The organism is Kitasatospora albolonga (genome assembly GCF_039535905.1).
Classification (GTDB): Bacteria; Actinomycetota; Actinomycetes; order Streptomycetales; family Streptomycetaceae; genus Kitasatospora; species Kitasatospora albolonga.
On record NZ_BAAAYB010000027.1, the window covers coordinates 1 to 25,821 of the forward strand.

The 25,821-nt window shown below is 73.9% G+C and carries 21 protein-coding genes, 1 tRNA gene and 1 pseudogene; 8 read left to right on the plus strand and 15 right to left on the minus strand.

The window, feature by feature from the left end:
* Positions 1–2,448 (minus strand): nucleic acid/nucleotide deaminase domain-containing protein (locus tag ABD946_RS06900; protein ID WP_345281117.1); only part of this gene is annotated, 2,448 nt, incomplete at its 3' end.
* Positions 2,442–3,467 (minus strand): SMI1/KNR4 family protein, encoded by a 1,026-nt coding sequence (locus tag ABD946_RS06905; protein WP_345281119.1) that lies wholly within the window; start codon positions 3,465–3,467, stop codon positions 2,442–2,444. The genes ABD946_RS06905 and ABD946_RS06900, both read right to left, overlap by 7 nt.
* 189 nt (positions 3,468–3,656) lie before the next feature.
* Here ABD946_RS06905 and ABD946_RS06910 point away from each other — a divergent pair, with 189 nt between their 5' ends.
* Entirely contained in the window at positions 3,657–4,556 is a 900-nt protein-coding gene (locus tag ABD946_RS06910; RefSeq protein WP_345281121.1) for a sigma-70 family RNA polymerase sigma factor, read from the plus strand.
* 240 nt (positions 4,557–4,796) lie between these two features.
* On the opposite strand, the gene ABD946_RS06915 is transcribed toward ABD946_RS06910, so the two are convergent.
* From ABD946_RS06915 to ABD946_RS06935, 5 genes are all read right to left on the minus strand, one after another.
* Positions 4,797–5,891 (minus strand): DegT/DnrJ/EryC1/StrS family aminotransferase, encoded by a 1,095-nt coding sequence (locus tag ABD946_RS06915; protein WP_345281123.1) that lies wholly within the window; start codon positions 5,889–5,891, stop codon positions 4,797–4,799.
* Positions 5,888–7,399, minus strand: coding sequence for an MBL fold metallo-hydrolase (locus ABD946_RS06920; protein WP_345281125.1), 1,512 nt, complete (start codon positions 7,397–7,399; stop codon positions 5,888–5,890). The genes ABD946_RS06915 and ABD946_RS06920 overlap by 4 nt, the downstream gene beginning before the upstream one ends.
* Positions 7,396–8,526 (minus strand): DegT/DnrJ/EryC1/StrS family aminotransferase, encoded by a 1,131-nt coding sequence (locus ABD946_RS06925; protein WP_345281126.1) that lies wholly within the window; start codon positions 8,524–8,526, stop codon positions 7,396–7,398. Before ABD946_RS06925 ends, ABD946_RS06920 begins: the two co-directional genes overlap by 4 nt.
* 151 nt (positions 8,527–8,677) lie before the next feature.
* Positions 8,678–9,658, minus strand: a complete 981-nt coding sequence (locus tag ABD946_RS06930) for an NAD-dependent epimerase/dehydratase family protein (protein WP_345281129.1) — start codon at positions 9,656–9,658, stop codon at positions 8,678–8,680.
* The gene (locus ABD946_RS06935) at positions 9,655–10,839 is read right to left on the minus strand and encodes a Gfo/Idh/MocA family protein (protein ID WP_345281131.1); all 1,185 of its coding nucleotides are present in this window, start codon (positions 10,837–10,839) and stop codon (positions 9,655–9,657) included. Before ABD946_RS06935 ends, ABD946_RS06930 begins: the two co-directional genes overlap by 4 nt.
* A gap of 273 nt (positions 10,840–11,112) precedes the next feature.
* Between ABD946_RS06935 and ABD946_RS06940 the strand changes: the two genes are divergently transcribed.
* The 3 genes from ABD946_RS06940 to ABD946_RS06950 all read left to right on the plus strand — a co-directional run bounded on the left by ABD946_RS06940 (position 11,113) and on the right by ABD946_RS06950 (position 13,226).
* Positions 11,113–11,568: a YwqJ-related putative deaminase gene (locus tag ABD946_RS06940; RefSeq protein ID WP_345281133.1), complete on the plus strand. Its 456-nt coding sequence runs from the start codon at positions 11,113–11,115 to the stop codon at positions 11,566–11,568.
* 73 nt (positions 11,569–11,641) lie between these two features.
* The gene (locus tag ABD946_RS06945) at positions 11,642–12,100 is read left to right on the plus strand and encodes an SUKH-3 domain-containing protein (protein WP_380149426.1); all 459 of its coding nucleotides are present in this window, start codon (positions 11,642–11,644) and stop codon (positions 12,098–12,100) included.
* Positions 12,101–12,203: 103 nt separating this feature from the next.
* Entirely contained in the window at positions 12,204–13,226 is a 1,023-nt protein-coding gene (locus ABD946_RS06950) for an acyltransferase family protein (RefSeq protein WP_345281135.1), read from the plus strand.
* Here ABD946_RS06950 and ABD946_RS06955 read toward each other — a convergent pair.
* Positions 13,191–14,459: a sensor histidine kinase gene (locus ABD946_RS06955; RefSeq protein ID WP_345281137.1), complete on the minus strand. Its 1,269-nt coding sequence runs from the start codon at positions 14,457–14,459 to the stop codon at positions 13,191–13,193. The two genes, ABD946_RS06950 and ABD946_RS06955, sit on opposite strands and share 36 nt — an antisense overlap.
* Positions 14,460–14,761: 302 nt before the next feature.
* On the opposite strand from ABD946_RS06955, the pseudogene ppc reads away from it, so the two are divergent.
* Positions 14,762–17,556: pseudogene (ppc, locus tag ABD946_RS06960) on the plus strand (phosphoenolpyruvate carboxylase).
* A gap of 75 nt (positions 17,557–17,631) precedes the next feature.
* Here the strand turns inward: ppc and ABD946_RS06965 are convergent.
* The 6 genes from ABD946_RS06965 to ABD946_RS06990 all read right to left on the minus strand — a co-directional run bounded on the left by ABD946_RS06965 (position 17,632) and on the right by ABD946_RS06990 (position 22,591).
* Positions 17,632–17,907, minus strand: coding sequence for a hypothetical protein (locus ABD946_RS06965; RefSeq protein ID WP_345281139.1), 276 nt, complete (start codon positions 17,905–17,907; stop codon positions 17,632–17,634).
* A 146-nt stretch (positions 17,908–18,053) separates the two neighbouring features.
* Positions 18,054–18,629, minus strand: a complete 576-nt coding sequence (pth, locus tag ABD946_RS06970) for an aminoacyl-tRNA hydrolase (protein WP_345281141.1) — start codon at positions 18,627–18,629, stop codon at positions 18,054–18,056.
* 105 nt (positions 18,630–18,734) lie between these two features.
* Positions 18,735–19,319 (minus strand): 50S ribosomal protein L25/general stress protein Ctc, encoded by a 585-nt coding sequence (locus ABD946_RS06975; protein WP_345281143.1) that lies wholly within the window; start codon positions 19,317–19,319, stop codon positions 18,735–18,737.
* Positions 19,320–19,719: 400 nt separating this feature from the next.
* On the minus strand, positions 19,720–20,700 hold the full coding sequence (locus ABD946_RS06980) for a ribose-phosphate diphosphokinase (protein ID WP_345281145.1): 981 nt from the start codon (positions 20,698–20,700) through the stop codon (positions 19,720–19,722).
* Between the two features lie 212 nt (positions 20,701–20,912).
* Entirely contained in the window at positions 20,913–22,364 is a 1,452-nt protein-coding gene (gene glmU / locus ABD946_RS06985; RefSeq protein ID WP_345281146.1) for a bifunctional UDP-N-acetylglucosamine diphosphorylase/glucosamine-1-phosphate N-acetyltransferase GlmU, read from the minus strand.
* Positions 22,365–22,520: 156 nt separating this feature from the next.
* Positions 22,521–22,591, minus strand: a tRNA-Gln gene (locus tag ABD946_RS06990).
* Between the two features lie 180 nt (positions 22,592–22,771).
* Here ABD946_RS06990 and ABD946_RS06995 point away from each other — a divergent pair.
* The 3 genes from ABD946_RS06995 (at position 22,772) to ABD946_RS07005 (ending at position 25,109) form a co-directional block, all read left to right on the plus strand.
* Positions 22,772–23,734, plus strand: a complete 963-nt coding sequence (locus tag ABD946_RS06995) for an acyl-CoA desaturase (RefSeq protein ID WP_345281148.1) — start codon at positions 22,772–22,774, stop codon at positions 23,732–23,734.
* 200 nt (positions 23,735–23,934) lie between these two features.
* On the plus strand, positions 23,935–24,537 hold the full coding sequence (locus ABD946_RS07000) for a TetR family transcriptional regulator (protein ID WP_345281154.1): 603 nt from the start codon (positions 23,935–23,937) through the stop codon (positions 24,535–24,537).
* Positions 24,538–24,617: 80 nt separating this feature from the next.
* Positions 24,618–25,109, plus strand: a complete 492-nt coding sequence (locus ABD946_RS07005; RefSeq protein WP_345281156.1) for a MarR family winged helix-turn-helix transcriptional regulator — start codon at positions 24,618–24,620, stop codon at positions 25,107–25,109.
* A 45-nt stretch (positions 25,110–25,154) separates the two neighbouring features.
* Here the strand turns inward: ABD946_RS07005 and ABD946_RS07010 are convergent.
* The coding region (locus tag ABD946_RS07010) for a polysaccharide biosynthesis protein (RefSeq protein WP_345281150.1) at positions 25,155–25,821 on the minus strand (667 nt) is incomplete at its 5' end.

Genomic DNA, 25,821 nt, shown 5'->3' on the forward strand with positions numbered 1-25,821 from the left:
GAAGCGGAACACCGCAGGCCCGAAGACCTGGGCCAACTCGCCGCCCAGCTGTTGCGGATCGGTGGGCGGCAGCGGCACCGCCCCGGCCGGCGGCGAGCCCGCCGGGGGCAGCGGGACGCGGACGGTGCGCGGGCGCTGCGGGCCCGCGGCCAGCTGGTGGAGCTGGTCGAGGTGGTCCAGCAGCACGGCCATGCCGGCCTGGCGGGCCTGGTGGTCGCGGCCGTACGCGGCGGTGTGGCTGATCCGGACGTTCGGCCAGGCCGCGCGGACCATCCGCTGGCAGTAGCCGCCCGGGAGGTCGCAGGGCTCCAGGTCGGTGTGGAGTTCGAGCACCTGGTCCGGGGGCACGTTGAGGCGGCGCAGTTCGGCGAGCACCTTCACCTCGGGGTGCGGGGTGCCCGGTTCGCTGCGCTGCATCACCGTCTGCTCGGAGCCGTCCGGGCCCCGGTAGCGGACCACGGCGCTGCTGCCCGGGCCGACCGAGGGCTGACCGGGGGCGCCCGGGGCCTGCGGTGCCGGAGCCGGGGCCGCGGGTTCGGCGGGGGCGGCGGGGGCCGGGGCGCCGGCCGAGCCGGCGTCCGGGTAGCCGTAGCCGACCGGTGCCGCGCCCGGGAGCGGGCGGGTGCCGGGGGCCGCGCCGCCGACCGCGCCGGGGCCGCCGTCACCGCGCAGCTCGGCCGGCGGCGGCGGGGGCGGGGCGGTCGGGGTCCGGCCCGGGGCCTGACCCGTCGGGCCCGGCGGTACGGGCGGGGCGCCGGGCCCGCGCAGGTCGGCCGGGGGCGGGGGCGGCGGGGCGGTCGGACCGCCCCGTCCGGGGGCGCCCGGTAGTCCGCTCAGGCCGGGGACCTCGGAGGCCAGCAGGGTCGGCGCGTGCGAGGGGTCGCCGACCGGGCCCGCGCCGGGCCCGCCGGGCGGGGGCGCGAGCAGGGTCGGGGCGTCCCCGGCCGGGCGGCCGGACTCCGGCGGAGCGGCGAACACCGGCGGGGCACCGGGCCCGCCGGGCGGCGGGAAGCCACCGGGAGCCTGCGGCGCACCCGCTGACGGACCACCAGGGAACGGAGCCCCGGGCGGCGGGAACGCGCCCGGCACACCCTGCGGAGGCGTCCCGGGGCCGCCCGGCGGCGGGAAACCACCGGGCGGCGGGAACGGGCCCGGCGCGCCCTGCGGAGGCGGGAAGCCACCGGGAGCACCGTGCGGCGGCGTCCCGGGACCACCCGGCGGCGGGTACGGCCCACCGGCGTACGGCGGCGGGAAGCCACCGGGAGCACCGTGCGGCGGCGCACCCGCTGACGGACCACCAGGGAACGGAGCCCCGGGCGGCGGGAACGCGCCCGGCACACCCTGCGGAGGCGTCCCGGGACCACCGGGCGGCGGGAAGCCCCCGGGCCCGGGCTGGTAAGGCGCTCCGGGCCCGCCGGGCGGCGGGAAGCCACCGGGAGCCTGCGGCGCACCCGCTGACGGACCACCAGGGAACGGAGCTCCGGGCGGCGGGAACGCGCCCGGCACACCCTGGGGCGGCGGGAAGCCACCCGGTGCACCGTGCGGCGGAGTCCCGGGACCACTGTGCGGCGGAAAGCCCTCGGGCCCGGGCTGGAACGGCGCCCCCGGACCACCGGGCGGCGGGAACGCACCGGGCTGCTGCCCGGGGGCGGGCTGGGCACCCGCCGCAGGAGCCGCCTGAGCGGCGCCCGGGCCGGCGCCGGGGCCGGCGCCGGGGCCGTCCGCGTGGCCCGGCTCCGCCAGGCCGCCGTTCGGTGCCGCCGGAACCGGGCCCGGCGCGACGGCCGGGTCGAGGGAGCCGCTCAGCGCGAAGGCCAGCGCGGCGTCCAGTCCCTCCGGTTCGGCCGGACCGGCGGACGGTCCGCCCGCCGCGACCGGACCCGCGTCGGCGGCCCCGGGCTCGGGCAGCCCCGTGGCCGACCCCGCGCCCGCGGCTCCCGCACCGGGCCCGGGCAGCGTGGCGCCCTCACCGGTGGGAGCGTTGCCGGGACCCGGCAGGGTGGTGTCCGCAGCCGCAGCCGCCGAAGCCGCGTCGGGCTCGCCGCCGAGGCGGGCGCGTTCGGCCGCGATGGCCGCCTCCCCCGCCTCCTGGAGCCACTGCGGGGGGCTGAGCAGGAAGGAGGTGGCCTCCACCCGCCCCGGGGCGGGCTTGGCGGCACCGGCCGGGTTGGGTTCGCTCGGGGTGCCGTAGGCGGCCTCGTAGCGGGCGACCACCTCGTTGACGGGGAGGGCCGGCCAGAGGGTGCTGGCGCCGGTCTCGCGGGCGATCACCAGCCGGGGGCCGGGAGCCGAGCCGGGGTCGGCCGACGGGACGTCGGTGGCCTCCTCCGCCCAGCAGACGTAGCCCAGGTCGAACTCCCGCACCCGGACCTCGCGTTGCCGCGAGCGCGGCACCCCCGCGTTGATCCAGTCCTCGGCCGTCTCCCGGGCCTGCGCGTAGGTCACCACGCCTGCCGCACCCCTTCCGCACTCACCGGGACGGCGCGCGCGAAGCCGCCGTCCACCATCATCGCCGCCACCGTCTCCAGCTCCTGGGGGCTGCCCGCCAGGCGGAGCAGGAACTCGTCGAAGTCCGCGCCGCAGGGCAGCAGCAGCCGGGCCACCCGCTGCTCGGGCGTCTCGTCCGGGTCGCCGGCGTCCCGGGCGTCGTCGTACGGGCAGAACCAGACCGAGCCGGTCTCCTCGCCGCGCACCTTGAGGGCCAGCAGGCCGCCCTGGAGGTAGGCGACGCCCAGGTAGTCCTTGGTGAGGTGGTCGCGCAGGCACTTGTTGGCGTACACCAGGTCCTGGACGCCGTACTCCTCACTGAGGGTCAGGAACGGCTGGTCCACCAGCAGCCCGAGGCCCACGTCCAGCGCGACGCCGACCGGGGCGCGGCCGCCGGCCAGCTTGAGGAAGTCGCGGTACGCGTCCGGCAGCGGGTGGCCCAGGCGCTGCTCGGCGCGCTGGGCGAGGTCCTCGGTGACGGCCAGCGGGTCGCCGCCGTCCAGCGCGAGCGGGAAGTGCGCCGGGCGCTGCTCCTGGAGCGGCCGGGTGCCCCGGCGGTGGTGGTCCGCGCCGGAGTGCGCAAGGCCGCCGTGGTGGCGCAACAGCGCCTTCACCTCGACGGGCACCAGCTCCATCCGCCGCCAGCCGGGCTGCGCGCCGCCGCTGACGTGGTGCCAGGTCCAGCCGGCCGGGGTGGCCACGGCGGTGGGGAGGTCGGCCCAGAGCTCGTGGCCCTGGGTGTAGAGGGCGGCGTTGGCGGAGACGTAGTCGGTGAGCCGCATCTCGTCCACGCCGAAGCCCTCCGGCGGGTCCGCCACCTCGGCGGCGGCCACGGCGTACGGGGAGAAGTCCGGCAGGCCGTTCTCGTCCACCCGCACCCCGGCCGGGTACTTCCCCGCCCTCAACGGGTCGGGAAACTGCACCACCTGCCCCGCGTACGCCCCGTTGGGCGCGGCGGTCCCGGGCCGGCCTGTAGTCATCTGGGTGCCCCCACTGGCTGCTGCGACGGATTGCTGCCCACAGCCTAGGGGTACTCCCCGTCCGGTCCACCAGGTCCGGACGGACTTGACGGACCGTCGACAGGTGCCCCGTCACGGGAGCCGTCCACCTCGGCCCGGTAGGTTCGCGGCGACCACACACCCATGAGCGAACGGGGGGACGCGACACCCATGGACCGGCAACTGGACCTCGTACGGTGCTTCGAGGAGGAGCGCGCGCACCTGCGCGCGGTCGCCTACCGGATGCTCGGCTCGCTGAGCGAGGCCGACGACGCACTCCAGGAGGCCTGGCTGCGGGCCGCCTCCGCCGACACCTCCGAGGTGGAGAACCTCGCCGCCTGGCTGACCACCGTGGTCGGCCGGGTCTGCCTCAACCTGCTGCGCACCCGGCGCACCCGGCGGGAGGACCCGCTGGAGCACGGGCCCGAGGGGCCCGAGGGCCCGGACCGGGCCCTGGAGCGGGGCTCGGGGGCCGACCCCGAGGAGGAGGCACTGCTGGCCGACTCGGTCGGCCTGGCGCTGCTCGTGGTGCTCGACGCCCTGACGCCCGCGGAGCGGCTGGCCTTCGTGCTGCACGACATGTTCGCGGTCCCGTTCGACGAGATCGCCCCGATGCTGGAGAAGACCCCGGCGGCGGTGCGGCAGCTCGCCAGCCGGGCCCGCCGCCGGGTGCGGGGCGCCGCGCCGGGCCCCGACCCGGACCTGACGCGGCGTCGGCAGGTGGTGGACGCCTTCCTCGCCGCCACCCGCGGCGGGGACTTCGACGCCCTGCTCGCCCTCCTCCACCCGGACGTGGTGCTCCGGGCCGACCGCATGGTCATCCCGACGCCCGAACCGGTCACCGTCTCCGGGGCCCTCCCGGTGGCGCAGGGGGCGATGGCCGCGATGGCCCGCGCCCGCGCGACCGAGGTCGCCCTGGTGAACGACGCCCTCGCCCTGGTGATGGCCCCCTTCGGGCGCCTCACCGTCGTCCTGCGCTTCGCCTTCGCGGCGGACGGCACCATCGACGCCATCGAGGTCACCGCCGACCCGGCGGTCCTCGCGGGGCTGGAGGTCAGGCTTCCCGACTGACGCCCCGGGGGGGCGGGCGCAGGTGGTTTTGCCTCGCACGGGCGAGGTGGCTGTGCCTCGCAGGGCGAAGGTGGTTGCGCCCCGCAGGGGCGCGAGGAACTGCGCGCGGGGGAACGGCAGCACGTGCAACTGGCCGACGGTGGGTCAGTTGCAGGTGAGCCGCCTCCCGATTCGCGCAGTTCCTCGCGCCCCCGGTGTAGCCGCGCACGTCCCCGCGCCCCAGCGGTATGACCTCGGTCCCTAGAGGGCCTTGGTCAGGGTCTCCGCGACGTAGGTCTGCTGGTCCTCCGTCAGGTGCGGGTGCAGGGGGAGGCTGAGCAGCTCGCGGGCGGCCCGTTCGGCGACCGGGAAGTCGCCCTCGCGGTGGCCGAGGTCGGCGAAAGCGGGCTGGAGGTGGACCGGGGCGGGGTAGTGGATCCCGGCGCCGATGCCGGCCGCGTTCAGGGCGGCGAGCACCTCGTCCCGGCGGCCCCCGGCGATCCGGACGGCGTAGAGGTGCCAGACGTGCTCGTTGCCCGGCAGGGTCTTCGGCAGCGTCACCCCGCCCAACTCGCCGAGCAGCGCGTCGTAGCGGGCCGCCGCCGCGCGGCGGGCCTCGTTCCAGGCCGGGAGCCGCCGCAGCTTGGCCCGCAGCACCACCGCCTGGATGGTGTCCATCCGGGAGTTGAAGCCGAAGCGCTCGTGCACGTACTTGCGGCTGGACCCGTGGTCACCGATCTCCCGGACCGCGGCGGCGAGTTCGGCCGAGTCGGTGACCACGGCACCGGCGTCGCCGTAGGCGCCGAGGTTCTTGCCGGGGTAGAAGCTGGTGGCGGCGAGCACGCCCCAGGAGCCGGAGACCCGGCCGTGCCGGGTGGCCCCCTGGGACTGGGCGCCGTCCTCCACCACCGGGCGGCCGTCGGCGAGTTCCAGGATCCGCTCCATCGGCGCCAGCTGCCCGTTGAGGTGGACCGGCAGGTAGGCCTCGGCCCCGACCTCCGCCGCCCGCTCCGGGTCGATCAGCAGGTGCTCAGGGTCGGCGTCCACCAGCACCGGCCGCATCCCGGCCCGGACCACCGCCTCGGCGCTGGCGACGAAGGTGTTGGCGGGGATCACCACCCGGGCGCCGGGCGGGAGTTCGAGCGCCCGCAGGGCCATCTCGATGGCGTCGGTGCCGTTCGCGGCGCCGATCGCGTGGGCGACGCCGGAGTAGGCCGCGTACTCGGCCTCGAAGGCGGCCACGTCCGGCCCTTTGATGTAGGCCCCGGAGGCGAGCACCCGGTCGATGCCCTCCCGGACCTCCTCGGCTACCTCGGCGTGGGCGGCTTGCAGGTCCACCAGCGGGATCGGGTTCATCGGACTGGCCCTTCCAGGGTCGGTTCGAGCAGGGGGTCAACAGGGGCTGCGGCGGGTTCCACGCGCAGCGGGAGGGTGCCGCCGGAGAGGCAGCGGCCGGTGCGGGCGTCCCAGCGCCAGTGGTGGCGGGGGCACTCGATCACGCCGTCGGCGACCTCGGCGTGGGCCAGGTCCTCCCCGGCGTGCGGGCAGTACCGCTGGAAGCGCAGGCCGTCCCGCTCCACCACGGCATCCCCGGCCCCGCTCCGTTCGCGGACCAACTGCCGGGTCTGGGCAGGCTGGTGGCCGTAGCGGAGCAGGCTGAGCAGGGTCAGGTCGAAGACGTCCGGGTCGCGGTGCAGGGAGAGCCGCATGGAGAGCAGCGCCTCCTCCCAGCCGGTCCGGCCGTCCAGCACGGCCCGCAGCGCCCGGGGCGGGACCCGGATGGTGTAGCCGGGGTCGACCGGCTCGTCCTCCAGCTCGACCCGTTCGGCGAGCTCGCCCAGGCGCACGCCCCAGGCCGCTCCGTCGGCCTCCAGCCGCAGGCCCTGGCGGTAGCCGTCCAGCAGTGGGCGGTTGAGCCGCTGGAGCCGGTCGAAGTGCGCCGCCACCTCGGCCGCGCGGATCACCGGCTCCGGGCCCCGGTGGTACGCCTCCCACTCGTCGCGGCGGCGCTCCCGGTAGGCGTCCAGGTAACCCTGCTGGTCGGTGGCCCAACTCCCGGGCACCGAGGGGGCGTCCACGGTGTCGCCGGGTGCGGTGCGGATCACCTCGGCCCCGGGGCAGGCGGCGGCGAACTCCCCGGCCACGTCCTCCCAGTGCGGGAAGATGGTGGCCGCCCGGTCGTTGAACCGGTCCAGCTCCGGGTCGAGGAAGCAGGCAGGACCGGCCGAGGGCAGGTAGGCCCGGGCGCCGGTCAGCCGGACCTTGCGCACCAGGGTGTCCAGCAGGTCCGCCCGGACGGCCGCGGTCTTGCGGGCCATCTCCTCCGGCGGGTAGCCGTAGGCGTTCGGGTACCACATGGCGCCCGAGTACTGGGCCGCCAGCAGGTCGATGCCGGTGGGCAGTTCGGACAGCGGGGTGTTGCAGTCGTTCAGGTCCAGGAAGCGGTACCCGCCGAGGTCCAGCAGCAGGCCGCTGTCCTCCTTGTGACTGGTGTCCAGGTACGCGGTGGCCACCGCGTCCGGCCCCAGCCGGTGCGACTCCCGGTGCCCGAGCAGCACCTGCTGCCCGAACCCCATCCGGGCCAGCCGGCGGCGCAGCGACTGCGAGCGGTACCGGGGCACCAGCACCGTGACCTCGCGGGAGAGCTGCGCCAGCAGCCGCTCGTCGAAGTGGTCCTCGTGGGTGTGCGAGACGTACAGGTAGTCGTACCGGCCGCCCACCACCTCGGGCAGCAGCGGCCGGTTGTCGGGGTACGGGAACCAGGCGTCCAGGAACGCCGGGTGGAACCACGGGTCGATCAGGATCCGCAGCCCGGCGTGCTCGACCACGAAGCCCGCGTGGCCGAGGTGCCTGATCACCGTCACCCGACGATCTCCAACAGGGCCGCGACGACGGTGTCCTGCTGCTCCTCGGTCAGCGTGTGGTAGAGCGGCAGGATCAGCGAACGGCCGGTCAGCAGCTCGGTGTTGGGCAGCTCCACCCGGGCCGCCCCCTTGTACGGCAGCTCCAGGTGGGCCGCCATGATCCCGCGCCGGGCCGAGATCCCCTTCTCCGCCAGCCGGGCCAGCACCTCGGTGCGGTCCGGGGCGTCCTCGGGCAGCAGCAGCCAGCAGGCCTGGAAGTTGGAGCTGCCGTGCGGCGGGTCCGCCACCAGGCGCTCGCCGAGCGGGCCGAGCAGCTCCCGGTAGCGGGCCGCCAGTTCGCGGCGCCGGGCGACCAGCGCCGGCAGCTTCCCGAGCTGCACCAGGCCGATCGCGGCCTGGATGTCGGTCATCCGGAAGTTGTAGCCGACCTCGTCGTACGTCTCCACCACACTCGCCCCGCCGCTGGCGGCGTGCCGGTCGGCGGCCGAGACGCTCATCCCGTGCTCGCGCAACCGCCGCAGCCGGGCGGCGAGTTCGCCGTCCTGGCAGGTGACCATGCCGCCCTCGCCGGTGGTCAGCAGCTTGCGCGGGTGGAAGGAGTACGCGGCGATCGCCGCACCGCTGCCCACCGGGCGGCCGTTCAGCAGCGAGCCCGCGCCGCAGGCGGCGTCCTCGACCACGGTGATCCCGCGGCCCGCGACCAGCGCCTCGATCGCGGGCAGGTCCACCGGGACGCCGCCCTGGTCCACCACGATCACGGCCTTGGTGCGGTCGGTGAGCAGCGGCTCCACCGTCTGCGGCGTGAGGTTCCCCGAGGAGAGCTCCACGTCGGCGAAGACCGGGACGGCACCGAGGTAGGTGACGGCGTTGGCGGTCGCGATGAACGAGAAGGACGGGACCACCACCTCGTCGCCCGGGCCCACCCCGGCCCCGATCAGGGCGAGTTGGAGGGCGGTGGTGCAGGAGGAGACGGCGACCGCGTGCGGCACGCCGAGGTACTCGGCGAACGCCCGCTCGAACTCCGCCACCCGCGGCCCTTGGGCCACCCAGCCCGAGCGCACCGCATCGGCGGCGGCCAGGGCTTCTTCTTCACCGAGCCAGGGGATCATCACCGGAATGCTGGACAACGGACGTTAACTCCCTCAGGGGCGCGAGGAACTGCGCGCAGCGGAAGGCACGCGCCGTTCAGTCGCTTCGAAGTGGTTCAGTTGCAGGTGCCGCGATCTAACGGCGGGATGGTGGCTGGCCGCGCAGTTCCTCGCGCCCCCGGGGTGGCCTCTAGCGAGCCTGCTGCCACCAGCTGACCAGGCGGCGCAATCCGTCTTCGAGCCCCAACTCCGGCTTCCAGCCCAGGTCCCGCTCCGCCGCCGAGATGTCAGCCAGCCGCCGCGTCACGCCGCCGGCGGTGTCCCGGGCCGGCCCGTGCTCGACGTCCAGCTCGGAGTCCATCGCCGACAGCAGGGCGTCGGCCAGCCCGCGCAGCGAGACCTCCGAGGCCGAGGCGATGTTGTAGACCCGGTCCGTCACCGGCGCCGAGGCAGCGAGCAGGTTGGCCCGGGCGATGTCCTCGGTGTAGACGAAGTCCATGGTCTGGGCGCCGTCGCCGAAGATCAGCGGGGGCTGCCCGGCGGTGATCCGCTCCATCCAGCGGATGAAGACCTCGGTGTACTTGCCGTGGACGTCCATCCGGGGGCCGTACACGTTGAAGTACCGCAGTGCGACGTAGTCCAGCCCGTACATCGCGTGGAAGGACCGCAGCAGGCCCTCGTTGAAGACCTTCGCCGCCCCGTACAGGGTGTCGTTGTTGTAGGGGTGCTGGGTCTCCGGCGTCGGGAAGACGTCCGCGAGGCCGTAGACCGAGGCCGTCGACGAGGCCACGACCTTCTTCACGCCGCACTCGGCCGCGGCCTCGACCACGTCGAAGGTCCCGTCCACCATGATCTCCAGTGCCAGCCGCGGCTCGGTCGCGCACTGGGTGATCCGGATCGCGGCCAGGTGGAACAGCAGGTCGGTGTCGCTGCCCAGCAGCTCCCGCAGCAGCGCGCGGTCGCGGATGTCCCCGTCCACCACCCGCAGTTGGCCCGGGGCCGCGGCGGCCTCGGCGTCCGCCAGGTTGGCCATCCGGCCGCGGACGAAGTTGTCCAGCACCACGACCTCGCGGGCCCCGGCGGCGATCAGCTGGTCGACCACGGTGGAGCCGATGGTGCCGGCACCTCCGGTGACCAGGCAGCGGGAACCCTCGATCGGTACGGCGTTCATCGGGCGGTGGCCCTCTCCTGTGCGGTGATCAGTTCTACGTCGGAGGAGTCGTCGGCGGAGTCGTCGGCGTTCACCGGCACGGTGGCGCCGCCGAGTTCCAGGCTGCGCGAGGCGGCGTGCAGCAGCTTGAGGACCCGCAGGCCGGAGCGGCCGTCGGTGAGCGGGGCCCGGCCTTCGGTGATGGCGGCGGCGAACTCGGCCATCACGTTGCGCAGGGCCTCCTGCTCGACCAGCGCGGGGGCGACCATCTCGCCGACCCGGTAGGAGATCAGGGCCTGGTGGCGGATGGCGTCGGTGAGCTCGTCCGGCGGGGTGAGGTCCACGCCGCGGTCGTGCACGGCGAGGCGGGCCTGCGGGTTGAGGTCGTCCCAGACCAGGGTGCGGCGGGAGCCGCCGATCATGGTGGTGCGGACCTTGGTCGGGGAGAGCCAGTTGACGTGGCAGTGGGCCAGCGCGCCGTTGGACAGACGCACCGTCAGGTAGGCCACGCAGGCCCGGCCGGCCCCGATCGGGTCGGCGCCCTGGGCGCTCACGCCGACCGGCTCGACGCCCGGGGGCAGCACGAAGTCGAGGATGGAGAGGTCGTGCGGGGCGAGGTCCCAGAGCACGTCCACGTCGGGCTGGACCAGCCCGAGGTTGATCCGCACCGAGTCGAAGAACTGCACGTCGCCGATCTCGCCGCCGTGCACCAGGTCGCGGATCCGGCGCACCACCGGGGTGTAGCAGAAGGTGTGATCGGTCATCAGCACCAGGCCGCGCTCCTCGGCCAGCTCGCAGAGCTCGGCGGCCTCCTCGACCGAGGTGGTGATCGGCTTCTCCACCAGCACGTGCTTGCCCGCCTCCAGGGCGGCCCGCACCAGCTTGTAGTGGCCGGCGGCCGGGGTGGCGATGGCCACCGCGTGCACCCGCTCGTCCTCCAGCACCTGCTCGAAGGAGGTGGTGGGCTTCACGGTGCTGTACTCGCCCAGCACCCGGCGGGACTTGGCCTCGTCCAGGTCGCACAGCCAGTGCAACCGCATGGCAGCGGTCTGCTGGGCGTTGCGGACCAGGTTCGGCCCCCAGTAGCCCGCCCCGACCACGGCCATGCCGATCCGGTCGGCCGACCGCGGTCCGGGCACGCCCGGTGTCTCCACGTGCTCGCCCGGCGCCTCGTGCGCCACCTGGTCAGCTGCGTTCGTCATCGCAAGACCCCCCTTGCCCGACAGTTGAGAGGGCACTCGTCATGACCGCGCACCGATCCCCCGGTGGATGGCGGCCCGGCCCTGGTGCGGAACGCTATCGGCTGCCATCGGCGCTCGGGGGGCGAATCGGGAAACCGTGTGGGAATGGTGAAGCGTGGCGGGGCGCGCACCCCCGGCGTCCGCCCTGTCGGCGGCATTTGGCAGGCTTGGTGCCTAGTGTGGTGCACCGGGGCACCACCCGCCGAAGGGCGGCCGAGCAGGTGAGGAGCAGTCATGGAGCAGGCCGAGCAGGCCCCGACGCTGCGCCACCACCGCGACAGCCTGCTGCCGGCGGTGGCCGCCGCGCTCTCCCTGAAGAACGGCACCGTGCACACCCTGGCCGGGCACAAGCCGGACGAGCTGCCCGAACTGCACCCGCTGGTCGGCGAGTTCCTGGACGGGCTGCCGCTGGACCAGCGCGAGCGCTTCCTCGGGCGCTGCCCGGAGGCGGTGCTGCTCTCCCGGTACCTGACCGAGGTGGACGCCAACCGCTCCAAGCGGGCCGCGCGCAAACCGCTCGGCCTGCCGGAGGCGCGCAAGGCCCTCAAGGGCTCCCGGCTGACCACCGTCCGGATCCGCGAGGAGGGCGATCCGGCGCACGGCACGCACGCGCCGCCCTGCCGGTCCTGCGAGCCGCTGCTGGCCCACTTCCAGGTGGCCAGCGTGGCCGTCGGCCCGGCCGCCCCCTGAGTCCCCCCGTCCCGTCAGTCTGGAGCCCGCACTGAACTCCGCCCTCCGCACCCAGCCCCGCTTCCCCGCCGACGTGGCCGCCGAGCTCAAGCAGGCCGGCTGGCACCCCGGCCGCTGGCAGATCCGGCAGGCCGAGGAGTGGGCCGACGCGCTGGTCGCGCACGGCGATCCCCAGGGTGTGCAGCACTCCGTCTTCCCGGCCGCGATCGAGGCCTGGGCCGAGTTCGGCGGCCTGGCCTTCGACCTGTCCGGCGCCGGGCGGGAGATCGCCCGCACCCCCTTCCTGCTCGACCCGCGCTGCGGGCTGCACCAGCCGCGCACCCTGGCCGACCTGGGCCGGGCACTGGGCCGCCGGGTCGCCCCGCTGGGCGAGGAGTCGTACGGGCAGGCGCTGCTGGCGCTGGACGAGGACGGCCGGGTCTACAGCCTGGACCACGCCGGCGAGTGGTACCTGGGCCGCTCGGTGGACCAGGCGGTGGGCGCCCTGGTGCTCGGCCTGCGGCCGGAGCGGCTGCTCCCGCTGTCGGTCTGACGACCCGACGCCCTCCGGCGGCACGTGCCACTTCGGGCAATCCCTTCCCACCGGCACCTCCGAGCCACCACACTTTCCCCACACATCTGCACCAGGGGGACCGGTGGACCGTCAACCACTCTTCGACAACGCCAAGTTCGCGGCGGTCGCCCTGGTGGTCTGCGCCCACACCTGGATGCCGCTGCTGGCCGCCGACCGGCTGGTCGGCGCCGTGGTGCTCACCGTCGCCGCCTTCGCCATGCCGGTCTTCATCACCCTGTGCGGCTACTTCGCACGGCCCCGGCCCGGCCGCCCGCAGGTGGACGGCGCCCGGCTGATCGCCCAGCTGGTGGTGCCGTACCTGGTCTTCCAGGTGCTCTACAACGTGGTCGGGATGGCGCTGGAGCGGAAGCTGGAGCCGATACCGCTGCTGGAGCCGCGCTGGCTCACCTGGTTCCTGCTCTCGCTGCTGCTCTGGCGGCTCAGCGTGCCGCTCTGGACGGCGCTGCGCCACCCGCTGCCGGTGGCGGTGCTGATCGCCCTCGGCTCCGGCGCGCTGCACGCCTTCCCGGCCGAGCTGGCGCTCGGGCGCACCCTGGGCTTCCTGCCCTGGTTCGTGCTCGGCCTGGTGCTGCGCCCCGGCCACTTCGAGCTGCTGCGCCGTCAGGCGGTCCGCCGGCTGGCCCCCTTCGGCCTGCTGCTCACCCTCGCGGCGGTCTGGGCGGCCCACCCGTTCCTGCTGGACTCGGGCTGGCTGGAGTACACCGGGACGGCCGCCCAGCTCAAGGTCGGCTACCCGGTCTGGCTGGCCGTCAGGGTCGTCCTCGGCCTGCTCTCGCTGCTGGCCGCCGCCTCGTTCCTGGCCCTGCTCCCGGACCGCCGGCTGGGCTGGACCTCGCTGGGCGCCGCCTCGCTCTACGTCTACCTGCTGCACGGCCTGCCGCTGAAGGCGCTCCAGGCCAGCGGGGTCTACCACGCCCGGGTGCTCCGGCACGCCTGGACCGCGCTGCCGCTGTACGGCGCCTTCGCGCTCGCCCTCGCCGTCCTGCTCGCCCTGCCGGTCACCGTCCGGCTGACGCGCCCGCTGGTGCAGCCGCCGGTCGAGCGGCTGCTACGCCAGCCTGGTGTCCTGCACCGCGAGGCGTGAGGGGAGCACCGCCTCGACCCGGAAGCCGCCGTCCGGCTCCGGCCCGGCCGCGAAGGTGCCGCCCAGGGCCAGCACCCGCTCCTCCATGCCCACCAGTCCGTTGCCCCCGCTGGGCAGCCCGGCCCGCTTGGCCGCCCCGCCCGGGCACTCGTTCAGCACCGCCACCCGCACCCCGTTGGGCACGTACGCCAGCAGCACCGTGACCCTGGCCCCGCCGGCGTGCTTGTGGGCGTTGGTCAGCCCCTCCTGCACCACCCGGTACGCGGTCCGCTCCGCCTCGGTGGTGTACGGCAGCCGGCTGCCGCTCACCGTCAGGGTGACCAGCATCCCGGCCGCCTCCGACTGCTCGACCAGCCCCGGCAGCCCGGCCAGGTCGTCCACCGCGACGGCCCCCTCCTCGGACATCCGCAGCACCCCGAGGATCTCGCGCAGCTCGTTCAGCGCCTGCCGGCCGACCTCGCCCATCAGCTTGGCGCTCTGCTGGGCCTTCTCCGGGTCCTTGGCGACGATCCGCTCCAGCGCCCCGGCGTGCACCACCATCAGCGAGACCCGGTGCGCCACCACGTCGTGCATCTCCCGGGCGATCCGGGTGCGCTCCTCCAGCCGGGCCCGGCGGGCGCGCTCCTGGGCCTGCTCGGCCAGCAGGTCGAGCTCGGTCTCCAGACCGTGCGCCCGGTCCTTGAGGCTCTCGACCAGCCGCCGCCGGGCGCCCAGGTAGAGGCCGGTCACCACCGGCGGGACCGTCACGCCGACCGAGACCAGCACCGCGATCAGCACCAGCACCCAGACCGGCGGGGTGGTCTCCTCCGGCGGCACCGGCTCGAACATGCCGAACAGCACCACCGCGACGGTCTCCGCGAAGGCCAGCGCGGAGAGCGAGACCACCCGCCCCCGTCTGGACGGCCACTCCCAGGTGGCCGCCAGGGTGTACAGCGACACCACCAGCAGCACCACCCCGAAGGACCCCGGGACGAAGAGCAGGGCCAGCACCACCGGCACGGCCGGCCAGCGCCGCCGCACCACCAGCGAGGCCCCGCACAGCGCGCCCACCACCGCGGTGGCCACCGCGAGGGGTGTGGACCAGTCGAACTTCTGCACCGCCGTGGCGTAGGCCCCGGCGGCACACTCCAGGGCGGCCAGCGCGGCCAGCCCCACATCCAGCACCACGCTGCGGCGCCGCTCCCACCACCAGAGTGATCGGCCCGGCCCGCCCCCGTCCGGCGAGTTGCTCATGCCGCTCAGCCTATGGCAGCGCCTCCACGCCGGGCACCCGAGTAACCGGCCGCCGATCGGCCGCACCAGCGGGGCGACCTGACAAGGTCGGCCGGGCTCCGTACGGTCGGGCAGGTGCGGGCACCGACCATCCCCTCAGGAGACCGACCCGGACCAGCCCGGGACCCTCGCCCCGCGACTCCTGAGTGTCCGACATTCGGTTACCCGGGTGAGACGGCACCGGGTGCCACATATGCTGGGCGCGTCGGACAGCGAGGTCCGCGCGAGCCGTTGCCGAACCCCACCACCACAGGGAGCCAGCCGTGACCGCTCCGGTCCCCACCTCGGCGGAGAACCCGAATCCGATCGCCGACAACGCCGCCCTGCGCGCGGACATCCGTCGCCTCGGCGACCTGCTGGGCGAGACCCTGGTCCGCCAGGAGGGCCCGAGCTGCTCGGCCTGGTCGAGCAGGTCCGCCTGCTCAGCCGCACCGACGGCGAGGCCACCGCCGAGCTGCTCGCCGGGATCGACCTGGAGACCGCCGCCAAGCTGGTCCGGGCCTTCTCCACCTACTTCCACCTCGCCAACGTCACCGAGCAGGTGCACCGCGGCCGCGAGTTCGCCACCCGCCGGGCCAAGGAGGGCTCGCTGCTGGCGCAGACCGCCGACCAGCTGGCCGAGGCGGACCCCAAGCACCTGGAAGACACCCTGGCCAACCTCGCGGTCCGCCCGGTCTTCACCGCGCACCCGACCGAGGCCGCCCGCCGCTCGGTGCTCAACAAGCTGCGCCGGATCGGCGAGCTGCTGGAGCGCATCCACCGCGAGCACGTCGCCTCCGGCCTCGCCGCCACCGACCCGGCCCGCCACAGCTCGGCCAAGCGCCAGGCCGACCGCCGGCTGGCCGAGGTGATCGACCTGCTCTGGCAGACCGACGAGCTCCGGATCGCCCGCCCCGAGCCCACCGACGAGGCCCGCAACGCCGTCTACTACCTGGACGAGCTCTACCGCGAGGCCGTCCCCGAGGTGCTGGAGGAGCTCCACGAGGAGCTGGCCCGGGTCGGCCTCACCCTCCCCGAGGGCGTCCGCCCGCTGACCTTCGGCACCTGGATCGGCGGCGACCGCGACGGCAACCCGAACGTCACCCCGGCCGTCACCTGGGACGTGCTCAACCTCCAGCACGAGTACGGCATCAAGGACGCCCTGGCCGCCGTCGACGACCTGCGCAGCTCGCTCTCCACCTCGGTCCGGCTGGCCGGCGCCTCGGAGGAGCTGCTCGCCTCGCTCGACGCCGACCTGCGCCTGCTGCCCGAGCTCAGCCCGCGCTACAAGCGGATGAACGCCGAGGAGCCCTACCGGCTCAAGGCCACCTGCGTGCGCCTCAAGCTGGAGAACACCCGCGAGCGCCTGGCCGCCGGCACCCCGCACCTCCCGGGCCGCGACTACCTCGGCACCCGCGAGCTGGTCGCCGACCTCAAGCTGATCCAGGACTCGCTGCGCGCCCACCGCGGCGGCCTGATCGCCGACGGCCGCCTGGCCCGCGCGATCCGCACCGTCGAGGCCTTCGGCCTGCAGCTCGCCACCATGGACGTCCGCGAGCACGCCGAGGCCCACCACCACGCCCTCGGCCAGCTCTTCGACCGCCTCGGCGAGGAGGCCTGGCGCTACTCCGACATGCCGCGCGAGTACCGCCAGAAGCTGCTCGCCAAGGAGCTCCGCTCCCGCCGCCCGCTGGCCCCCACCCCGGCCCCGCTGGACCCGGCCGGCACCAAGACCCTGGGCGTCTTCAGCACCATCCGCGAGGGCTTCGAGCGCTTCGGCGACGAGATCGTGGAGAGCTACATCATCTCCATGTGCCAGGGCGCCGACGACGTCTTCGCCGCCACCGTGCTGGCCCGCGAGGCCGGCCTGATCGACCTGCACGCCGGCATCGCCAAGATCGGCATCGTGCCGCTGCTGGAGACCACCGACGAGCTCCAGCAGGCCGACCGGATCCTCGACGAGATGCTCTCCGACCCCTCCTACCGCCTGCTGGTCTCGCTGCGCGGCGACATCCAGGAGGTCATGCTCGGGTACTCGGACTCCTCCAAGTTCGGCGGCATCACCACCTCCCAGTGGGAGATCCACCGCGCCCAGCGCCGGCTGCGCGACGTCGCCCACCGCTACGGCATCCGGCTGCGCCTCTTCCACGGCCGCGGCGGCACCGTCGGCCGCGGCGGCGGCCCCTCGCACGAGGCCATCCTGGCCCAGCCCTGGGGCACCCTGGAGGGCGAGATCAAGGTGACCGAGCAGGGCGAGGTCATCTCCGACAAGTACCTGCTCCCCTCCCTCGCCCGGGAGAACCTGGAGCTCACCATCTCGGCCACCCTGGCCGCCTCCGCGCTGCACACCTCCCCGCGCCAGGCCCCCGAGGAGCTGGCCCGCTGGGACGCCGCGATGGACCAGGTCTCCGAGGCCGCGCACACCGCGTACCGCGCCCTGGTCGAGCAGGAGGACCTGCCGAAGTACTTCTTCGCGGCCACCCCGGTCGACCAGCTGGCCTCGCTCCACCTGGGCTCCCGCCCGTCCCGCCGCCCCGACTCCGGCGCCGGTCTGGACGGCCTCCGGGCCATCCCGTGGGTCTTCGGCTGGACCCAGTCCCGGCAGATCGTCCCCGGCTGGTACGGCGTCGGCTCCGGCCTGGCCGCCGCCCGCGAGGCGGGCCTGGGCGACGTGCTGGACGAGATGCACGGCCAGTGGCACTTCTTCCGCAACTTCCTGTCCAACGTCGCCATGACGCTGGCCAAGACCGACCTGCGGATCGCCCGCCACTACGTCGAGCAGCTGGTCCCGGCCGAGCTGCACCACGTCTTCGACCAGATCGTGGCCGAGCACGAGCTCACCCTGCGCGAGGTCCTGCGCCTCACCGGCGAGGGCGAACTCCTGGAGCACAACGAGGTGTTGAAGCAGACCTTCCAGGTCCGCGACGCCTACCTCGACCCGATCTCCTACCTCCAGGTCGCCCTGCTCCGCCGCCAGCGCGAGCTGGTCGCCCAGGGCCGCGACGAGGACCCGCTGCGGGCCCGCGCGCTGCTGCTGACCGTCAACGGCATCGCCGCCGGCCTGCGCAACACCGGCTGACGGAGGCTCAGAACGCGAGGGCGGCCCGGGACTTCCCGGGCCGCCCTCGCGGTGTTCTGCCGCTCTCCCGCGGAGTCAGTGGACGGTCGGCTGTCCGGCCCGGCGCCGGCGCAGCCACATCGCCGCGCCGCCGGCCGCGACCACCAGGCCGCCGCCGACCGCGTACAGCCCGGAGCCGCCCTCCAGGTCGACGTCGTTCGGCCCGGGGAACTGGGCCGCCGCGGGCTCGGGCGTCGCCACCGGGCCCCCCGTCGGCTCCGCCGCCCGCGCCGCCGGCGCACCCAGCGCCGTGACCAGCAGTGCCGTCCCGCCGACCACGCGAGCGACCCGGACCCGCTTCGAGCGAACCACGTTCCTTACCCCCTGTACCGACCCCTCAACCCCGTGCACGGGTCGACGCTATCGGATCGGACGGGTCGTTCCCACACCGTTTTCGGAACGATCAAGCAAGCGTTGTACGACCGTTGCGCAAACCAGGACGACTTCTTGACGGTCCGTCAGGAGTTGTAGGTGGACTGGGCGCGCTCCAGACCCTCCGTCAGCAGCGCCTCCACCGCGTCGGCGGAGCGGTCCACGAACCACTCCAGCTCCTTGCGCTCGGTGGACGAGAAGTCCTTGAGCACGAAGTCCGCCACCTCCATCCGGCCCGGCGGGCGGCCGATGCCGCAGCGGATCCGGTGGTAGTCCGGGCCGAGCGACTTGGTGATGGACTTCAGGCCGTTGTGCCCGTTGTCGCCGCCGCCGAGCTTGAGCCGCAGGGTGGCGTAGTCGATGTCCAGCTCGTCGTGGACCGCCACGACCGCCCCGGTGGGCACCTTGTAGAAGTCCCGCAGCGCGGTGACCGGCCCGCCCGAGAGGTTCATGAAGGTCATCGGCTTGGCCAGCACCACCCGCTTGCCGCCGATCCGCCCCTCGGCGGTCTGCGCGCGGCTCTTGTGCGCCTTGAACCTGGCCCCCATCCGCCCGGCCAGCAGGTCGGCCACCATGAAGCCGATGTTGTGCCGGTTCCGGGCGTACTGCTCCCCCGGGTTGCCGAGGCCCACGACCAGCCAGGGACCGTCGTAGTCGTCCATGTGTACCGCTCCTCCTGATTCGCTTCGGCCATCATCCCGGACGCACCGCTGCCCCGGTCACTCCGAAGGGAGCGACCGGGGCAGCGGTCAGGTACGGGGCGAGGCTCAGGCCTCGGTGACCTCGGCGGTCTCCTCGGCGGCCGGCTCGGCGGCCTGGGCGCCGATGACCTGCAGCACGACGGTGTCGGCCTCGACGGCGAGCTTGGCGCCCTTGGGCAGCTCGATGTCGCCGGCGGTGACGGAGGCACCGGCCTCCAGGCCCTCGACCGAGACGGTGACGGCCTCGGGCAGGTGGGTGGCCTCGGCCTCGATCGGCAGGGCGTTCAGGACGTGCTCGAGCAGGTTGCCACCGGCGGCCAGCTCGCCCTCGGTGTGGACCGGGACCTCGACGGTGACGGTCTCGCCGCGCTTCACCAGCAGCAGGTCGACGTGCTCGATGGAGCGCTTGATGGCCTCGCGCTGGACGGCCTTCGGCAGGACGTACTCGTCCTTGCCCTCGATCGGGACGACCAGCAGGGCGTTCGGGGTCTTGAGGGCCATCATCAGGTCGTGGCCGGGCAGGTTCAGGTGAACCGGGGCGTGGCCGTGGCCGTAGACGACACCGGGGACGAAGCCGGCACGGCGGGCGCGACGGGCGGCACCCTTGCCGAACTCGGTGCGGGACTCGGCGGCAAGGCGGATCTCGGACACGTCTGCTCCTCGTGAAGGTCCGGGTGCAGACAAGCGAAAACCGCCGAAGCCACACCCACAAATACGCTGGGGGTTCGCTCGGCGGCGGAGACGACGGACCGTGAGGTCAGCGCGTCGATCACGGACACGGCACCGTTTTGGGCGCACAGCATCCCTCGCCGAGCAGTCTCACGAGTCTAACCGGGAAGCTCGTCAACCACGAAATCCGCCCCGAGCCGAAGGGCCGCGCCGACGCCGAAAGGGAGGAGCGAGGGAAGGAGCGAAGCGACTGAGGGAGCGACGAGTGTCGGCGTCGGGGAAAGCGGCCCGGAGGCGAGTGGGCGACGACACGGCCCCCCACCGTGAACGGTGGAGGGCCGATCGTCGCTGACCGTCCGTCAGCAGGGACGTTTCTCCGGGATCAGTGGACGCCCTCGAACAGGCTGGTGACCGAACCGTCCTCGAAGACCTCCTTGATCGCGGCGGCGATCGAGGGGGCGATGGAGAGGGTGGTCACCTTGTCCATCTGGAGCTCCTGCGGGGTGGGCAGGGTGTTGGTGAAGACGAACTCGCTCACCCGGGAGTTCTTCAGGCGGTCCGCGGCCGGGCCGGAGAGCACGCCGTGGGTGGCGGCCACGATGACGTCGGCGGCGCCGTTGTCGAAGAGCGCGTCGGCGGCGGCGCAGATGGTGCCGGCGGTGTCGATCATGTCGTCGACCAGGACGCAGACCCGGTCCTTGACGTCACCGACGACCTGGGCCGACAGGATGGTGTTGGCCTGGGTCAGGTCGCGGCGCTTGTGGATGACGGCCAGCGGGGCGCCGAGGCGGTCGCACCACTGGTCGGCGACCTTCACGCGGCCGGCGTCCGGGGAGACGATGGTCAGCTTGGAGCGGTCGGCGACCCGGTCGCCGACGTAGTCGGCCAGCATCGGCAGGGCGAACAGGTGGTCCACCGGGCCGTCGAAGAAGCCCTGGATCTGCGCGGTGTGCAGGTCCACCGCCATCAGGCGGTCGGCGCCGGCGGTGCGCAGCAGGTCGGCGATCAGGCGGGCCGAGATGGGCTCGCGGCCGAGGTGCTTCTTGTCCTGCCGGGCGTAGCCGTAGAACGGGAGGATCGCCGTGATGGAGCGGGCCGAGGCCCGCTTCAGCGCGTCGATCATGATCAGCTGCTCCATGATCCACTGGTTGATGGGAGCCGTGTGGCTCTGCATCACGAAGCAGTCCGCCCCCCGGGCGGAATCCAGGAAGCGGACGTAGATCTCACCGTTGGCGAAGTCGAGGGCCTTGGTGGGGACCAGCTCGGTGCCGAGCTCCCGGGCCACCTCCTCCGCCAGCTGGGTGTGGGCACGGCCGGAGAAGAGCTTGAGCTTCTTCTCACCCGACGTCGTGATCCCGCTCACTGAACCGTCTCCTCGCGTTGCTGCCGCATGGTCCGCCGCACCTCGCCCGGGCAGGCGCCCGGGCGAGGTGGTCGGCGAATGGATGGGGGTACGCCCAGAACACGGGCCAGGGAGCCCAGTGGCGCACGCATGTACTCAAGGTTACGCGCTGGCCCGGCCGGCGTCCGCCCCGGGACCGCCCCTCAAGATCCCCGGTGGGCCGATCGGGTCGCTCAGGACTGCTGCTCCCCGGCGGCCTCGGCGGCCGCCCGGGCCGAGTCGGTTCCGGGGCGCTTGCGGGCCACCCAGCCCGCGATGTTGCGCTGCTGGGCGCGGGAGACGCCGAGTGCGCCGGGGGGCACGTCGTTGGTGATGACCGAGCCGGCGGCGGTGTAGGCGCCGTCACCGACCGTCACCGGGGCGATGAACATGTTGTCGGATCCCGTGCGGCAGTGGGCCCCGATGGTGGTGCGGTGCTTGTTCACGCCGTCGTAGTTGACCGTGACGGAGGCCGCACCGATGTTGCTGTGGGCACCGATGGTGGCGTCCCCGATGTAGGAGAGGTGCGGCACCTTGGCGCCCTCGCCCAGCTCGGAGTTCTTGATCTCCACGTAGGTGCCGGCCTTGGCCTTGCGGGCCAGCTTGGCGCCGGGGCGCAGGTAGGCGTACGGGCCGACCTGGGCCAGCTCGCCGATCTCGGCGCCGATGGAGGTGGTGTTGCTCACGCTGGCGCCGGCGCCGACGGTGGTGTCGGTCAGGGTGGAGTTCGGGCCGACCTCGCAGCCCTCGCCCAGGTGGGTGGCACCGTGCAGCTGGGTGCCGGGCAGCACCACGGCGTCGGGCTCGTACGTCACCTGGACGTCGAACCAGGTGGTGGCCGGGTCGACCACGGTGACCCCTTCGCGCATCGCGCGCTCGACCAGACGGGCGTTCAGGATCCGGCGGGCCTCGGCCAGCTGGACCCGGTCGTTGATGCCGAGCACGTCGCGGTGGTCGGCGGCGACCACGGCGCCGACCCGGTGGCCGGCCGTGCGGAGGATCTCCAGGGTGTCGGTGAGGTACTCCTCGCCCTGGGAGTTGTCGGTGGTGACCTTGGCCAGCGCCTCGCCGAGCAGCTCGGCGTCGAAGGCGAACACCCCGGAGTTGATCTCGCGGACGGCCCGCTGGGCCTCGGTGGCGTCCTTCTCCTCGACGATGGCCGCCACCGCGTCGGAGGCGTCCCGCAGGATCCGGCCGTAGCCGGTGGAGTCGGGGACCTCGGCGGTCAGCACGGTGGCCGCGTTGCCCTGCCCGGCGTGGGCGGCGACCAGGGCGGCCAGGGTGGCGCCGGTGAGCAGCGGGGCGTCGCCGGTGGTGATCACCACGGTGCCCTCGGGGCGCTCGCCGCGGGAGGCCAGCTCGGCCAGCGCGGTGCGCACGGCGTGGCCGGTGCCCTTCTGCTCCAGCTGCACGGCGGTGGAGACCCCCGGGTACACCTCGGCCAGGTGGGCCTCGACCAGCTCGCGCTGGTGGCCGACCACCACGACCAGCTGCCGGGGCGTCAACTCCTGGGCGGCGGCCACCGCGTGGCCGACCAGGGTGCGGCCGCAGACCGGGTGCAGCACCTTGGGCAGCTTCCTGGACTTCATCCGCGTCCCGCCGCCGGCGGCGAGCACGATCACGGCTGCAGGGGTGTTGGCACTCACGCGGGAGGCTCCTCGGGTCGGGAGGGGGGAGGGGATGGCGCCCTCGGGTCGGCACTCCGCACGGCCGCGCCCGGGCTGCTCAGAGACTATCCGGACATCCTGGCTGAAAACCCGTCAGCCTCCGGCCGGAGCACCGGCCGAAGGCTGACTGAACGGCTCCCGGAGGAGGATTCGAACCCCCATAAGCTGGACCAAAACCAGCTGTCCTGCCCTTAGACGATCCGGGAAGGGCGGGCACCGCGCCGGTGTCCCGGCGCGCGGTCCACAGCCTACGGGCTGCGGCGCCGCACATCCACCACCTTCGCCGCCCCCGGGCCGCCCCCGACACGTCTTCCCATCCGGGGCGGCAGTACCTACGATGCCGTAGGTTACGGCTACGTAGGTAGCCCCTTCCCTCGAGGACCCTCATGACGATCCAGGCCAGCGAAGCGCCCCCGGAAGCGGCAGCGGTCGCCGCCACCCAGCTGTCCGCCACCCGGGGCGGTGAGCAGCAGGGCCTCGCCGAGCGGATCACGCTGGGCCTCTTCATCGGCGTGCCGTTCCTGGCCCTGCTGGCCGCCGTGCCGGTGGCCTGGGGCTGGGGCCTCGGCTGGACCGACCTGGCGATCATGACGGTGATGTACTTCGTGGCCTGCCACGGCATCACGGTCGGCTTCCACCGCTACTTCACCCACGGCTCCTTCAAGGCCAAGCGCCCGCTGGTGATCGCGATGGCGATCGCCGGCAGCCTGGCCATCGAGGGCCCGCTGGTGCGCTGGGTGGCCGACCACCGCAAGCACCACCGGTTCAGCGACAAGGAGGGGGACCCGCACTCGCCCTGGCGCTACGGCGAGTCGGTTCCCGCGCTGATGAAGGGCCTCTGGTGGGCCCACATGGGCTGGCTCTTCGACGAGGAGCAGACCCCGCAGCTGAAGTACGCCCCCGACCTGGTGAACGACCCGGTGATAAGGGCGATCTCCCGGCTGTTCTGGCTCTGGACGCTGGTCTCGATGCTGATCCCGCCGGTGATCGGCGGCCTGGTCTCGATGAGCTGGCAGGGCGCGCTGACCGCCTTCTTCTGGGGCTCGCTGGTCCGGGTGGCCCTGCTGCACCACGTCACCTGGTCGATCAACTCGATCTGCCACGCGGTCGGCGAGCGGCCGTTCAAGTCCCGGGACCGCTCCGGGAACGTCTGGTGGCTGGCCGTGCTCTCCTGCGGCGAGTCCTGGCACAACCTGCACCACGCCGACCCGACCTCGGCCCGGCACGGGGTGCTCCGCGGCCAGGTGGACTCCTCCGCCCGGCTGATCCGCTGGTTCGAGCAGCTCGGCTGGGCCCGGGACGTCCGCTGGCCCGACGAGGCCCGGATCGCCGCCCGCCGCACCGCATGACCCGACGTCTACAGCATGATGTAAGGGTGAACGGGAGCAACGGAGACAGCGCAGCCGACCGGACCGACCGAGCGGAGGCCGCCCCGGGCGCGCCCGCCGCGCGCGCCCGGGCCGCCGCTCCCGCCGCCCGCACCACCCAGGCCCGCACCGCTCCGGCCCGCACCGCCCCCGCCCGGGGCGGCAAGGGCGGCCGGGTCCGGATGACCGGCAAGCAGCGCCGCGAGCAGCTGCTGGACATCGGCCGCACGGTCTTCGCCGAGCGCGGCTACGACGGCACCTCGGTGGAGGAGATCGCCGAGCGGGCCGGGGTCTCCAAGCCGGTGGTGTACGAGCACTTCGGCGGCAAGGAGGGGCTCTACGCGGTGGTGGTCGACCGCGAGATGCAGCTGCTGCTGGACATGGTCACCGGCGCGCTGACCGGAGGGCACTCCCGGGAGCTGCTGGAGCAGGCGGCGTTCGCGCTGATGGACTACATCGACACCTCGACCGACGGCTTCAAGATCCTGGTCCGGGACTCCCCGGTGGCCCAGTCCACCGGCTCCTTCGCCTCGCTGATCAGCGACATCGCCACCCAGGTCGAGGACATCCTCGGCCTGGAGTTCAAGTCGCGGGGCTTCGACGCCCGCCTCGCCCCGATGTACTCGCAGATGCTGGTCGGCATGGTGGCCCTCACCGGTCAGTGGTGGCTGGAGGTGCGCAAGCCCGGCAAGGCCGAGGTCGCGGCGCACCTGGTGAACCTGGCCTGGCACGGGCTGGAGGGTCTGGAGCGGCACCCCAAGCTGGTCGGCGACCGGCAGCTGTGACCGCCGCCTGACTTCGGGGTGTCCGACGTCTTGACGTCAAGAGGCTTTATATCGACACACCCGTGGATACACTGATCCACATGGAGGACGAGGTCGACCGGCTGGTCGCTGCATGGCGCCGTGAGCGCCCCGACCTCGACGTGGAACCGCTCGAGGTGCTCAGCCGGGTCAGCCGGCTCGCCCGGCACCTGGACCGGGCCCGCCGCACGGCCTTCGCCGAGCACGGCCTGGAGCCCTGGGAGTTCGACGTCCTCACCGCGCTGCGCCGGGCCGGTTCGCCGTACCAGCTCTCCCCCGGGCAGCTGCTCACCCAGACCCTGGTGACCTCCGGCACCATGACCAACCGGATCGACCGGCTGACCGGCAAGGGCCTGGTGGTCCGGCTGCCCGACCCGGACGACCGGCGCGGCGTGCTGGTGCGGCTCACCGAGGACGGGCAGGACCGGGCGGACCAGGCGCTGGCCGGGCTGCTGGCCCACGAGCGGGCGCTGCTGGCCGAGCTGACCGGGCCCCAGCAGTCCGAGCTGGCCACCCTGCTGCGGCTGCTGATCGCCCCCTTCGACCAGGCCTGACGGCCCGTCGGCGGAGGCTGCCGACGGGCCGACCGCTCCGTACCGTCAGAAGCCGTCCGGGTAGGGCGTGCTGAGCGCCGGGACGGGCTTGGGCTCCGGGGTGGTGTAGCCCGGCAGGATGGTGCCCAGCAGGCGGCGGACCTCCGCGTCGGAGTTGCCCGCGGCGGCCGCGTACAGGGCCGTCAGGGAGCCCGCCAGGTCCTCCGGGCCGGCCAGGTCGTCGGCCACCGTGGCGTAGATCCGGGAGTGCGCGGTGGGCAGCCGCTCCTCGCCCTCGGAGAACAGCGCCTCGTTGAGCTTCTCGCCGGCCCGCAGGCCGGTGTAGCGGATCTCCACCTCCTCCGCCTCCAGCTGCACCTGACGGGCGAAGTTGTGCACCAGGTCGACGATCCGGACCGGCTCGCCCATGTCGAGCACGAAGACCTCGCCGCCGTGCGCCATCCGGCCGGCCTCCAGGACCAGGCCGACGGCCTCCTCGATGGTCATGAAGAAGCGGGTCACGTCCGGGTGGGTGATGGTCACCGGGCCGCCGCTGCGCAGCTGCTCGGCCAGCACCGAGAGCAGCGAGCCGCGCGAGCCCAGCACGTTCCCGAAGCGGACGGCGGAGAAGACGCCGGTGCCGAGGTTGCGGGCGTCCCGGGCGTTGGCCTGGACGATCAGCTCGGCCAGCCGCTTGGAGGCTCCCAGCACCGAGGTCGGGTCGGCGGCCTTG

Excerpts from the sequence above, each read along its gene's own strand:
- ABD946_RS06910 (WP_345281121.1), top strand. The coding sequence starts at position 3,657 with ATGGACCGGCAACTGGACCTCGTACGGTGCTTCGAGGAGGAGCGCGCG.
- ABD946_RS06915 (WP_345281123.1), bottom strand. The coding sequence starts at position 5,891 with ATGAACCCGATCCCGCTGGTGGACCTGCAAGCCGCCCACGCCGAGGTA.
- ABD946_RS06905 (WP_345281119.1), bottom strand. The coding sequence starts at position 3,467 with ATGACTACAGGCCGGCCCGGGACCGCCGCGCCCAACGGGGCGTACGCG.
- ABD946_RS07000 (WP_345281154.1), top strand. The coding sequence starts at position 23,935 with ATGACCGGCAAGCAGCGCCGCGAGCAGCTGCTGGACATCGGCCGCACG.
- ABD946_RS06955 (WP_345281137.1), bottom strand. The coding sequence starts at position 14,459 with ATGAGCAACTCGCCGGACGGGGGCGGGCCGGGCCGATCACTCTGGTGG.
- pth (WP_345281141.1), bottom strand. The coding sequence starts at position 18,629 with ATGGACGACTACGACGGTCCCTGGCTGGTCGTGGGCCTCGGCAACCCG.
- ABD946_RS06930 (WP_345281129.1), bottom strand. The coding sequence starts at position 9,658 with ATGAACGCCGTACCGATCGAGGGTTCCCGCTGCCTGGTCACCGGAGGT.
- ABD946_RS06995 (WP_345281148.1), top strand. The coding sequence starts at position 22,772 with ATGACGATCCAGGCCAGCGAAGCGCCCCCGGAAGCGGCAGCGGTCGCC.
- ABD946_RS06935 (WP_345281131.1), bottom strand. The coding sequence starts at position 10,839 with ATGACGAACGCAGCTGACCAGGTGGCGCACGAGGCGCCGGGCGAGCAC.
- ABD946_RS07005 (WP_345281156.1), top strand. The coding sequence starts at position 24,618 with ATGGAGGACGAGGTCGACCGGCTGGTCGCTGCATGGCGCCGTGAGCGC.
- ABD946_RS06940 (WP_345281133.1), top strand. The coding sequence starts at position 11,113 with ATGGAGCAGGCCGAGCAGGCCCCGACGCTGCGCCACCACCGCGACAGC.